The organism is Aminivibrio sp., from assembly GCF_016756745.1.
GTDB lineage: Bacteria > Synergistota > Synergistia > Synergistales > Aminobacteriaceae > Aminivibrio.
Map to the genome: position 1 here is coordinate 1 of NZ_JAESIH010000082.1, position 12,287 is coordinate 12,287.

A 12,287-nucleotide genomic window follows, 5' to 3' on the forward strand; every position below is an offset into this window, starting at 1 on the left:
GTGTATGATACTGAATAAATAGTATAACCAGGAGGGAATCTGATTGGGGATCTACATGAACAATGGTGCCACCACCTGGCCGAAGCCCGAGTGCGTCGCCAAGGCCATGGCTGACTTCCTCACCGGCCGGGGAGCCAACCTCGCCAGGGGAAGTGCCTCCGAGCGGGACATGGGAACCCTCGACATGGTATTCACCTGCAGGGAACGCCTCGCCTCCTTCTTCGGAGGATGGGAAGACGACCCGCGGTACGTCAATTTCACCGCAAACGTCACTGAATCTCTCAACGTGGTGTTCAAGGGATATCTCAAGCCCGGAATGAAAGTAGCCATCTCGTCCATGGAGCACAACGCCGTAGTGCGCCCCCTCCGCCGTCTCGAGGCCGGAGGGGTTTCCGTGGAAATTCTCCAGTGCGACGGGGAAGGGTTTCTTCATCCATCGACTCTCGCAAAAGCTCTCAAAGAGTCCAGGATTTCACTGGTGGCCCTTTCCCACTGCAGCAACGTCTGCGGGACGGTGCAGGATATTGAGACTCTCGCCCGGCTCTGCAGGGAGGCGGCCGTTCCCTTCGTGGTGGACTGCGCCCAGACTGCGGGAATATTGCCCCTGGACGCTGAAAAGTTGGGGCTTGCGGCCCTCTGCTTCACGGGCCACAAGGGCATCTACGGGCCCCAGGGTATCGGCGGAATTCTCTGGAAGCCCGATTTCGCCGAAAAAACGGAATGGTTCGTGGAGGGCGGCACGGGAAGTTTCTCCCACCTGGAGCTGCAGCCCTCCACCATGCCCGACAAGTTCGAGGCAGGCACGCCCAACCTTCCGGGAATAGCGGGGCTTCTGGCAGCTTTGGGCTGGATTGAAGAAACAGGGATCGAGAATATCCGGCGACGGGAAGAGTCCCTGGGGGCCCTTCTCCTTGATGGGCTGCTTTCCCTTCCGGGAGTGCAGCTCTCGGGGCGGAAAACCATGGAAGGGCGCCTGCCCGTGTTCGCCGTAAACTTCGAGGGACGGGACAACGGCATTCTCGCCGCACGGCTCTCCGAGGAGTGGGGCATAGAGACCCGGCCGGGGCTGCACTGTGCCCCTCTGGCCCACAAAACCCTTGGCACCTTTCCCGGCGGTGCGCTGCGCATCAGCCCGGGATGGTTCACCACCGTGGAAGAGGTTCAGAAAACGGTGGACGCTCTAAAGGCGGTGCTTGCATCATGAGTTGCGGAGGAGGTGAGGAAATGAGGCTTACAGAGCTTTCAACCACCAGTGGGTGAGCGGCGAAAATAGGTCCGGCGGACCTGGAGAAGGTACTTAGGGATCTTCCGCTGCCATCCCATGAACGGATCATCACGTCCTGGAGTTCCGGCGAGGATGCCGCCCTCTGGACGATAGATCAAGAGCGGGCCGGAATCCTCACGGTGGACTTCATCACACCCGTGTCGGACGACCCCCGAACTTGGGGGCAGATCGCGGCGGCGAACTCCCTGAGCGACGTCTTCGCCATGGGCGGAAAGCCCTTCGTGGCTCTGAACATTGTGGGCTTTCCCACGAAAACCCTTGAACTGGACGTGCTGAAGGACGTCCTCCGGGGAGGGCAGGAAAAGGTGGCGGAGGCGGGAGCTTTTCTCCTGGGAGGCCACAGCGTGGATGACAGGGAGCCGAAGTACGGCCTCGTCGTCTACGGAGAAGTTCGCCGGGACTCCCTCTGGAAGGTGACGGGGGCACGGCCGGGAGACCTTCTTCTCCTCACGAAGCCCGTCGGCACAGGGATTGTCGCCACCGCCGTGAAGGCGGACATGGTGGAGGACGAATCCTCGAGGATTGAAGCGGCACGGTGGATGACCGCGCTGAACGACCTCCCCCTTCGCCTTTCGGGAGAGGAGTGCCGCATGGTGCACGCCTGCACGGACGTCACCGGCTTCGGGCTCGCGGGGCATGTCCTGGACATGCTTTCAGAAGGCGGGCTGAAGCTCACCCTCGGCATAAGGAACGTCCCCCTTTTGCCGGGCGTCCTGGATCTCGCCTCCAGCGGGCTCATCCCTGCCGGAACCTACAGCAACAGGATCACCTACGAGGACAGGGTGAAGGACCCGTCGAAGCACGACGACATCCTGATGGACATGATCTTCGACGCCCAGACCTCGGGTGGCCTGCTGCTCGCCCTGGGCAGGGAGGATGCCGGAAGGCTGCTGCCGAAAATAAGGGACTTCGGCTTCGACAGGGCGGCGGTCATCGGCGAGTTCTCAGAAGGGGACGGAACGATAAAAATAGCGGACACTGTGTAGAGGCTGCGGCCGGGAACAGCCCACTCAAGACAGATCGGTTGTCCGGCGGGTTCGGCACAGGTGCGCGGAGTGAACCTGGTCGTGAAATCAAGTATTGTGCGAAGGCAATGTGTTTCAATACTTTCAGGGAAGGGCGGTTTGTTTATGAAGAGCATCAACGACATTCTCATCTCTCGATGGGGCCCGGCCATCACCGGAGCTTTCGTCGGAGCGGCTGCCTCGCTTCTTGTTTTCTTCGGCAATCCCGGAAACATGGGGATATGCGTCGCCTGCTTCACCCGGGACATAGCGGGAGCGCTCGGCCTTCACAGGGCAGGGGCGGTGCAGTATCTCCGGCCTGAGATCCCCGGTTTCATCCTTGGGGCGTTTCTTGCCGCCTTCCTGAGCAGGGAATACCGCCCCAGGGCCGGATCTTCTCCCATAGTGCGGTTCTTTCTCGGTTTCTTTGCCATGATAGGGGCCCTTATCTTTCTCGGGTGCCCGTGGAGGGCGTATGCCCGGCTGGCTGGCGGGGACTGGAACGCCATCGCCGGCATCGGCGGACTTGCGGTGGGGATAGGTGTCGGGATTATTTTTTTGTGGAACGGGTTCAGCCTCGGCAGGGCTGCCAAGTCCCCGGCCTGGGCAGGCGCCGTCATGCCCCTTGCCGCTGTCGCCCTCCTCGCCCTTCTTTTCTTCCGGCCCCTTTTCGGCCCCGAGGGGACGGGCCCTGTCTTCTTCTCCAAGAGCGGACCGGGGGCCGCCGCAGCTCCTGTGGCGATATCTCTCGGTATTGGTCTCCTCGTCGGATGGATGGGCCAGAAAAGCCGGTTCTGCACGGTGGGGGCCCTGAGGGACCTCATCATGCTCAGGGACGGCCATCTCTTCAGCGGCGTGGCGGCCTTCCTCGTATCAGCTTTCGTCGTCAACCTGTTGCTTGGCCAGTTCAAGCCGGGATTTGAAAACCAGCCTGTGGCCCATACGAACCAGATGTGGAACTTCATGGGAATGGTTCTCTCCGGCCTCGCCTTCACTCTTGCGGGAGGGTGCCCGGGACGCCAGGTCATCATGTCCGGGGAGGGGGACGGCGACGCCGCCGTGTTCGTGTTGGGAATGCTTGTCGGCGCGGGGTTCGCCCATAATTTCTCCCTTGCGAGTTCCCCTGCCGGCGTGACGGCGTACGGAATGACGGCGACAGTGATCGGTCTCGTGTTCTGCCTTGCCGTCGGCGGGCTGTTCAGAATGAAAATGGAGTAGGGGGAAGAAAAATGTCTGAAACTTTCGTTGTCGATGCCCGGGGGCTCTCCTGTCCCCAGCCCGTGATCGAAACGCGGAAAGCCCTCGAGAAACATTCCGGAGGGCCTGTGGAAGTGCTCGTGGATACGGTCACGTCCAGGGAAAATGTCGCCCGTTTCGGCGCGAGTCATGGATGGAAGGTTGCGAAAGAGGAAACTGAAGACGGCTTCAGGGTAATTTTTACACGCTGAAAATCCATCCGAAGAAGACCTCCGGACGATTCTCCCGGAGGGGAAGGATCTGCCCTTTTTGTCATCCTGAACGAAGTGACCGCGCAGCATCCCCGAAGGGGGAGGATCTGATTTAAAGGTCTTAAAGACCGAAGCGAGATTCTTCGTCGCTGCGCTCCTCAGAATGACATAATCACGGTGTGTGATCGCGCAGCATCCCCGAAGGGGAAGGATCTGATTTAAAGGTCTTAAAGACCGAAGCGAGATTCTTCGTCGCTGCGCTCCTCAGAATGACATAATCACGGTGTGTGATCGCGCAGCATCCCCGAAGGGGAAGGATCTGCCCTTTTTGTCATCCTGAACGAAGTGATCGCGCAGCATCCCCGAAGGGGGAGGATCTGATTTAAAGGTCTTAAAGACCGAACCGAGATTCTTCGTCGCTGCGCTCCTCAGAATGACATAATCACGGCGTGTGACCGCGCAGCATCCCTGGAGGGGAAGGATCTGATTTAAAGGTCTTAAAGACCGAACCGAGATTCTTCGTCGCTGTGCTCCTCAGAATGACAGAATCACGGCGTGTGATCGCGCAGCATCCCCGAAGGGGGAGGATCTGCCCTTTTTGTCATCCTGAACGAAGTGAAGGATCTGATTTAAAGGTCTTAAAGACCGAACCGAGATTCTTCGTCGCTGAGCTCCTCAGAATGACATAATCACGGTGTGTGATCGCGCAGCATCCCCGAAGGGGAAGGATCTGCCCTTTTTGTCATCCTGAACGAAGTGATCGCGCAGCATCCCCGAAGGGGGAGGATCTGCCCTTTTTGTCATCCTGAACGAAGTGAAGGATCTGATTTAAAGGTCTTAAAGACCGAAGCGAGATTCTTCGTCGCTGCGCTCCTCAGAATGACATAATCACGGCGTGTGACCGCGCAGCATCCCCGAAGGGGGAGGATCTGCCCTTTTTGTCATCCTGAACGAAGTGATCGCGCAGCATCCCCGAAGGGGGAGGATCTGCCCTTTTTGTCATCCTGAACGAAGTGAAGGATCTGATTTAAAGGTCTTAAAGACCGAACCGAGATTCTTCGTCGCTGTGCTCCTCAGAATGACATAATCACGGCGTGTGATCGCGCAGCATCCCCGGAGGGGAAGGATCTGATTTAAAGGTCTTAAAGACCGAACCGAGATTCTTCGTCGCTGCGCTCCTCAGAATGACATAATCACGGCGTGTGACCGCGCAGCATCCCCGGAGGGGGAGGATCTGCCCTTTTTGTCATCCTGAACGAAGTGAAGGATCTGATTTAAAGGTCTTAAAGACCGAAGCGAGATTCTTCGTCTCTGCGCTCCTCAGAATGACATAATCACGGTGTGTGACCGCGCAGTCCACGCCCGGGCTGTCTTTTGTCTATAGCCCTGTCCAGCGCTTTCGATACAAGGTCCGTGTTGATCCGGTCGCTTGCCGCCCATCCCGCAATGTTCCAGGAATAAAGTGGCGCCCCCCCGCTGAGGTGTGGATTTAGGAAGGGCGCCCGTTGTTGACACGGGCAAATCTAAAAGTGTAGAATGTTTTTGACAGAACTTACTGTACAGGAGGGATCGAAGAAGATGAAAAGAATCCGGTTCATCAGCGCCATGACGGCCCTTGTCCTGGTCCTTGCGGTTTCCGGCGCGGCTTTCGCCGCGTGGCCGGAAAAACCTGTGAACGTCATCGTTCCCTGGAGCCCCGGCGGCGCGTCGGACCTCACCGCCCGGACACTAGCCGCTGAAATGGAAAAACTTCTCGGTACCCGTATCTCGGTCACCAACACCCCCGGCGGAGCAGGCGCCATCGGAACCCAGGCCATGTTCGACGCGGCCAGGGACGGCTACACCTGGTCGGCCAACGCCGACGGCAGCATCGTCACCTACCAGGCCCTCGACATGCTGAAACAGAGCCACAAGGACTACGCCTCCTTCATGGCGGTCTTCACGCCCAACGTTATCTGCGTTCCCGCCAACTCGCCCTTCAACGACTTGAACGACCTCATGGAGGCCATGAAGACCCGGCCGGTCACCGTCTCCTCGGCGGGTACCGGCAGCGGGGGGCACCAGGCGGCGGAGTTCTTCCGCATGGGCACCGGCCTCGAATACCGGCACGTTCCGTACCAGGGCGGAGCCCCTGCGGTAACGGCCACGGTCAAAGGCGAGGTGGAGGCCATCATGCAGCTCTCCATGGAAGTGACCGAAATGCTCAGGGCCAAGCAGCTCAAGGCCCTGGCGGTCATGGACAGCGAGCCCCTCGACGTGGAAGGCTACGGCACCATCCCGCCCATAACGAAGTGGCTTCCTGACTTTCCCAGCGTGGGGAACCGCTTCGGGTTCTTCCTCCCCAAGGACATCCCCGCAGACGCGAAGGAGGCTATAACCGCCGCCTTCAAGACCGCCACCGCCTCTGACGCCATAAAGAAGTTCGCCGTGGACAGGGGATCCAAGGTGGTGACCCTGTACGGAGAGGAAGCGGAGAAGGAGATGGAGATCAAGGCCTCCAGGGTCTGCTGGCTCCTCTTCGAATCCGGCGTCATCAAGAATTCCCCGGACCAGTACGGAATCCCCAAGCCGTAAAGGCGATCGACCGGCGGGAGGGGGGCACACGGCCCCCCTCCTTTTTCACACCATTCCCTGCGGAGGTACGCTCATGGAAAAGAAAGACCTGACGTCCGGCATCGCCCTTGTCCTCACGGGAGGGGCCTTTTTTGCCGGCAGCCTTCTTCTGCCCTGGAAGGACACGGGGTACAACTGGTTCGGCGCACCCGGTCTCGTCCCCGCCATCCTGGCCCTCCTCCTCGCCCTGTGCGGCCTACGTCTGATCCTCCGCTCCAGGAAAGAACCCGATTTCTACACCCGGCTCGCCGCTGCCGCCCCCCTCCTTCTCTGCCCCGAAGAAGACGAAGAGGACGGCAGCGGAGCAGAGAAGGCCCACCCGGCGTGGATGCAAAGGGAGGGGCCCAGGGCGGTGCTGACCGTTACCCTCTGCTGCGCCTACGTGCTGCTTCTCGGACGGGTGCCCTACATGGCGGCCACCGCCGCCTTCATCACAGGCTTCATTCTTCTCTTCCGGGGCGCCGGTATTCTGAAGGCCCTCTTCATCGGCGGAGCCGCGTCCGTTTCCATCTGGTTCGTCTTCTACAAAATCTTCGCCGTCTTTCTGCCCTGAGGGAGGGATGCCGCCATGTCCATTTTCGTTCTGTTCTCCGAATTTATGAAACTGATGAATCCCTCCAGCATCTTCAACGCCTTCTGGGCCACCGGGTTCGGCATCATCGTCGGCATGCTCCCGGGCCTCACGGCCACCATGGGAGTGGCCCTCCTTACGGGGCTCACCTTCCGCTTTATGCCCGAGCAGGCCATGGTTGTCCTCATCTCAACCTACGTGGGGTCCATCTACGGGGGCAGCCGGTCGGCCATCCTCCTCAACATCCCGGGGACGCCCGCCAACGCCGCCACCTGTCTTGACGGCAACCCCCTCGCCCGCAGGGGAGAGGCGGGATACGCCATCGGCCTGGCCACCACAGCATCGGGAATCGGCACCTTCTTCGGTCTGGTCTGCCTCTCCGTCTTCTCGCCGCTTTTGGGAAAGATCGCCCTCCAGTTCGGATCGTGGGAGTTCTTCGTCCTCTCCATCTTCGGCATTGTCATCTGCGGCAACCTCACCGCCCCCAAAGACCCCCTGAAGGGGTGGATCGCCGGCATCGCTGGGCTGCTGCTCTCCCAGGTGGGGCAGGACCCTATCCAGGCCCTCCCGCGCTTCACCTTCGGCCAGCTCCAGCTCATGGGAGGCCTGTCCCTCATCCCCGTCCTCGTGGGAGCCTACGGTGTGGGCGAGATTATCGAGGTCATGCAGCGCCCCCGGGACTACACCGTCCGCACGAAGGTCCAGCAGGTCATCCCGCCCCTCAGGGACCTCTTCCGGTACTGGAAGACCATTCTGCGCTCCGGCATCATCGGCGTTCTCGTGGGGGCCATCCCCGGCGTGGGGGAGGACACGGCCTCGTGGATCTCCTATGACACCGCCAAGCGGTTCAGCGATCATCCCGAGGAGTTCGGCAAGGGGTCCCACGAAGGCCTCATCGCCGCCGAGACGGCGAACAACGCCTGCATCGGCGGAGCCATCATTCCGGTGCTCACCCTCGCCGTTCCCGGAAGCGCTCCGGCAGCGGTCCTCCTGGCCGCCATGTGGCTCCACGGCATTCGCCCCGGCCCGCTGCTGCCCATCGAGCAGCCCTTCTTCATCGGCACCGTCACCGCCATCTTCCTGCTGTCCACCATCGCCATGGTGGTCCTGGGCCTCTCCCTTGTCCGCCCACTGGTGAAGGTGCTCCAGGTGCCCCGGATGATCCTCATGCCCTTGGTCTTCACCCTCTGCTGCGTAGGCTCCTTCGCCGTGAACGGGCGGCTCTTCGACGTGTACCTCATGTTCCTCTTCGGGATCCTGGGGTACTTCATGCGGCGCAACGACTTTCCAGCCGCCCCCATGGTTTTGGGCTTCATCCTCGGCCCCATGGCGGACGACAACTTCCGGCGGGCCATGATCATCACCGGAGGGGACCTGTCCCCCTTCTTCACCCGCCCCATCTCGATCATACTCTGGCTGCTTACCCTCGCTGTCATCCTCAGCAGAAGCACCCTCTTCCGGAAGATGATCCGGAGCCTGAAAAAATAACGAAGGAGGAATGAACCTCATGAAAAAAGTGAGAATCGGAATGGTCGGCGCGGGATTCATCTCCCGCATCCACCTGGAAGCCTACAAGCGGGTCTACGGGCTTCAGGCCTCGGTGGAGGCCGTCTGCGCCCGCAGCGCCGGCACGAAGGACTTTGCCGCTGCCTACGGCATCCCGAAGGTGTACTCCGACTATCATGACCTCATGAAAGATCCCGACATCGACGTGGTGGACATTTGCACCCCGCCCCAGCTCCACGCCGTCATGATAGAGGAGTTCCTTTCCGCCGGCAAACACGTGATCTCCGAAAAACCCTTCACCGGCTACTTCGGCGCTCCGGGGGACGTGCAGCCCGTGGGGAAGGTCTGCAAGCAGAAAATGTACGACGCCGTCCTCGAGGGGATGGAGCGGACCGCCGACATCGTCCGGAAAAGCGGCAGGCTCTTCTGCTACGCCGAGGACTGGGTCTACGCCCCCGCCGTGGCCAAGGCATCGGAGATACTGAAGAAAACAAGGGACAAGATCCTCTTCCTCAAGGCCGAGGAGAGCCACAGCGGCTCCCACGCCTGGCATGCCGCCGAATGGGCCCGGACCGGCGGAGGCTCCATGATCCGCCAGGGGTGCCACCCTCTCTCGGCGGTCCTTCATCTCAAGAAGACGGAGGCCGAGGCCAGGGGAGAAGCCTTCTCCGTGGAGAGCGTGGTGTGCGACACCGGCGTGGTCACGGAAAAGCTCACGAAGGAAGAGCGAAGGTTCATCGCCGCCAACCCCGTGGACGTGGAGGACTGGTCCATGCTCTCCCTCACCTTCGGCGACGGTACCAAGGCCACCGTCTTCTCCGGCGACTTCGTCACCGGGGGCGTGAGGAATCTCATCGAGTTCAACACCAACACGGGAACCCTGGTCTGCAACATCGCCCCAAACAACGGCATGATGACCTACGCCGCCGACGCCTCCGTGCTGAAGGACGTCTACCTCACCGAGAAGGTGGAGACCACAGCGGGCTGGCAGTACGTCCTCCTGGACGAGGAATCCGCCCGGGGGTACCTCCAGGAGGCCCAGGACTTCATGGAGTGCGTGGCCACGGGCAGGCAGCCCCTCTCCGGGCTCGACCTCGCTTACGAGACCATAAGGATCACCTACGCGGGCTACCTCTCCGCCGAAAAGGGCGCGAGGGTGAAGCTGTAGCCCTCGGGAGAGAAACAATGAACATTCTCGTTTTTGATACGCCCGACGAACTCGCCGCCGCTGCGGCGAAGCGGGGAGGTGAACTTCTCCGGAAAACCGTGGAGGAAAAGGGATGGGCCCGGCTGATGCTCTCCACGGGAGCATCCCAGTTCGGAACCCTCCGGGAACTCGTCTCCCAGCCGGTGGACTGGGCAAAAGTAGAGATGTTCCACCTGGACGAGTACGTCGGACTCCCAAAAAATCACGGAGCAAGCTTCCGCCGGTACCTGCATGAGAGGTTCGTCTCGAAGGTCAACCCCGGCAGGGTCCATTTCGTCAACTGGGAGGGCGATATCGAGCAGAACATGAAGGCCCTCTCGGAGGAGATATCCAAAGCCCCAGTGGACGTGGCCTTCATCGGCATCGGGGAGAACGGCCACATCGCTTTCAACGACCCCCCCGCCGACTTCGAGACGGAAGAACCCTTTCTCCTGGTCACCCTCGACTCTGCCTGCAGACAGCAGCAGGTGGGGGAGGGGTGGTTCCCCACGGTGGACGACGTGCCGAAGCAGGCCATAACGGCTTCGGTCCGCCAGATACTCAAGAGCCGCACCATCCTCGCCTCCGTCCCCTTCAGGGTGAAGGCGGAGGCTGTGCGGAAAACCCTGCAGAGCCCGGTGGACCCGGCAGTCCCGGCGTCAATCCTCAAGACCCACCCGGACGTGACCCTCTACCTCGACCGGGAGTCCGCCTCCCTCGCCGGGGAGTTTTTGCCGGACCGCGTCCGAGGAGGGGAAAGGTAGGAACACGAAGATGAACCGCCTCCTGTTCACCGGCGGCACTGTGCTGCTGCCCACGGGCTTCCGAAGGATGGACGCCGCCGTCAGCGGCGGTGTGATCTCGGCCCTCGCCCCGGACATCGCCCCCGAAGAGGGCGATGCCGTTGTCGACCTGCAGGGGGACCTGCTCGTTCCCGGCTTTATCGACATGCACGTCCACGGGGGCGGAGGAGCGGACTTCATGGACGGAACGGCCGACGCCTTCCTCACCGCCTGCCGGGTCCACGCCCGCCACGGCACCACCACCCTCTATCCCACGGCCCTCACGGCCGCCGACGAGGACATGGACGCCTTCTTCGCCGCCCTGGAGACGGCGGAGAGGGCCCGGAAAGCGGCAAGGGCCTCCGCGGGCGCCCGCATCGGCGGCGTCCACGTTGAGGGGCCCTGGCTCGCCCCTGCCCAGGCAGGCGCCCAGGACCCCAAATACCTCCGCACCCCCTCCGAGGAGGAGTGCGAAAAACTGCTCGCCAGGTCCGACAGGATCGCCGTGGTTACCATGGCTCCGGAACTGGACGGCGCCTGCGAATGCGCCTCTCTGCTGGCGGCCCGGGGGATCCTCCCTGCCATGGGCCATTCCGCCGCGGACCTCGAACAGGTACGGACGGCGGTGGACAGCGGCTTCCGCCACATGGTCCACTTCTACTCCGCCATGAGCACCGTGCGGAGGGAGAACAGCTACCGCATCCCCGGCATGGTGGAGGCGGGGTACCTCTTCGACGCCGTCACCGTGGAGGCCATCGCCGACGGACACCACCTCCCCCTGAGCCTGCTCCGGCTCATCCACAAGGTCAAGGGGCCGGAACGGATGGTCCTGGTCACCGACGCCATGCGGGGCGCGGGCATGCCCGAAGGGCCGTCCGTCCTCGGCAGCCAGAAGAACGGCCGGGAGGTCCTGGTGGAAGGGGGCGTGGCCCGCCTTCCCGACCGGAGCGGCTTCGCCGGGAGCGTCTGCACCATGGACCGGGCCGTCCGGACCGCCGTCTCGGCGGGAATTCCCCTGGAGGACGCCCTCCGGATGGCCTCCGGGACACCCTCGAAAATCCTCGGCACCGCAGGCCGCAGGGGAGCCGTGCTGCCAGGCATGGACGCCGACCTGGCGAGGCTTGACGGCGATCTGAACGTCCGCATGACCGTGGTGGGAGGCAGAATTTTCGCCGGAAACTGTTGACCTTTTCGAAAAAAAGAGTATGATTTGAATAAGAACCCTGACAATTGAAAACTTTTATCCAGAGCGGCTGAGGGACTGGCCCTATGAAGCCCGGCAACCTGCCTGAAAAGGCGTGGTGCCAACACCAGCGCCCCGATGATTTCGGGGCGGATGATAAGAGGAGACCCATGCACGGATCTTTCATGATCCATGCCTCATGGCGGCCAAAGGCCTCTCCTCGGAGAGGCCTTTTTTTTGTCTTTTTTTACCGGTTCGCCTGAACCGGAACCCATTTTCCGAAGGAGGAACTGCCCATGAACACCATCGACTATTCCTGGCACCCCGAAGGTTATTTTGAGCCTACCGACCCGGAGGAGCTTATGCTCAGCCGGATCACCGGCGCCATCAGGCGGGAGGCTGTACGGAAAATGGTACGGGAGGGCGGGATTGACGCCGTTCCGGAGGGATTCGGCAACGAGGAGCTCAGCGACAGGCACAGGACGGCCTGGGGACGGATCCACCCCATGTGCATGGGCAGGGACACCATCGAATGGATGTACGGGAAGCAGTTCAAGACCGGCGGGGAATGGTCGGTCCGGGCGGACAACGGGTTCCGGTGGTGGCCCACCGACCGGGCCCAGACGGTGGAGGTGGTGGGCGAGGCCGACGGGCCTTCCGGCGAGAGGGGCTATTACATATCCGTCCGGACGGATATGTTCAAAGCCCG

Annotated in this window: 11 protein-coding genes and 1 riboswitch; all 11 genes read left to right on the plus strand. The window is 61.6% G+C overall.

Going from position 1 to position 12,287, the window contains the following annotated elements; translation table 11 throughout:
• Positions 1-43: 43 nt before the first annotated feature.
• Positions 44-1,204, plus strand: a complete 1,161-nt coding sequence (locus JMJ95_RS13245; RefSeq protein ID WP_290686241.1) for an aminotransferase class V-fold PLP-dependent enzyme — start codon at positions 44-46, stop codon at positions 1,202-1,204.
• A gap of 20 nt (positions 1,205-1,224) precedes the next feature.
• Positions 1,225-2,271, plus strand: a complete 1,047-nt coding sequence (gene selD / locus JMJ95_RS13250; RefSeq protein ID WP_290686244.1) for a selenide, water dikinase SelD — start codon at positions 1,225-1,227, stop codon at positions 2,269-2,271.
• Between the two features lie 144 nt (positions 2,272-2,415).
• The gene (gene yedE, locus JMJ95_RS13255; protein ID WP_290686247.1) at positions 2,416-3,507 is read left to right on the plus strand and encodes a YedE family putative selenium transporter; all 1,092 of its coding nucleotides are present in this window, start codon (positions 2,416-2,418) and stop codon (positions 3,505-3,507) included.
• 11 nt (positions 3,508-3,518) lie between these two features.
• Positions 3,519-3,737, plus strand: coding sequence for a sulfurtransferase TusA family protein (locus tag JMJ95_RS13260; RefSeq protein ID WP_290686249.1), 219 nt, complete (start codon positions 3,519-3,521; stop codon positions 3,735-3,737).
• Positions 3,738-5,315: 1,578 nt separating this feature from the next.
• On the plus strand, positions 5,316-6,311 hold the full coding sequence (locus JMJ95_RS13265; protein ID WP_290686251.1) for a tripartite tricarboxylate transporter substrate binding protein: 996 nt from the start codon (positions 5,316-5,318) through the stop codon (positions 6,309-6,311).
• A gap of 73 nt (positions 6,312-6,384) precedes the next feature.
• A complete protein-coding gene (locus tag JMJ95_RS13270) occupies positions 6,385-6,903 on the plus strand; it encodes a tripartite tricarboxylate transporter TctB family protein (RefSeq protein ID WP_290686253.1) in 519 nt (172 codons plus the stop codon).
• Between the two features lie 15 nt (positions 6,904-6,918).
• The gene (locus tag JMJ95_RS13275) at positions 6,919-8,409 is read left to right on the plus strand and encodes a tripartite tricarboxylate transporter permease (RefSeq protein ID WP_290686255.1); all 1,491 of its coding nucleotides are present in this window, start codon (positions 6,919-6,921) and stop codon (positions 8,407-8,409) included.
• A 19-nt stretch (positions 8,410-8,428) separates the two neighbouring features.
• Positions 8,429-9,595, plus strand: coding sequence for a Gfo/Idh/MocA family oxidoreductase (locus tag JMJ95_RS13280; RefSeq protein ID WP_290686257.1), 1,167 nt, complete (start codon positions 8,429-8,431; stop codon positions 9,593-9,595).
• 17 nt (positions 9,596-9,612) lie between these two features.
• Entirely contained in the window at positions 9,613-10,377 is a 765-nt protein-coding gene (locus JMJ95_RS13285; protein ID WP_290686259.1) for a glucosamine-6-phosphate deaminase, read from the plus strand.
• 10 nt (positions 10,378-10,387) lie between these two features.
• On the plus strand, positions 10,388-11,581 hold the full coding sequence (nagA, locus tag JMJ95_RS13290; RefSeq protein WP_290686262.1) for an N-acetylglucosamine-6-phosphate deacetylase: 1,194 nt from the start codon (positions 10,388-10,390) through the stop codon (positions 11,579-11,581).
• Between the two features lie 51 nt (positions 11,582-11,632).
• A riboswitch (SAM riboswitch) is annotated at positions 11,633-11,741 on the plus strand.
• Between the two features lie 133 nt (positions 11,742-11,874).
• On the plus strand, positions 11,875-12,287 hold a 413-nt coding region (locus JMJ95_RS13295), incomplete at its 3' end, for a hypothetical protein (RefSeq protein ID WP_290686264.1).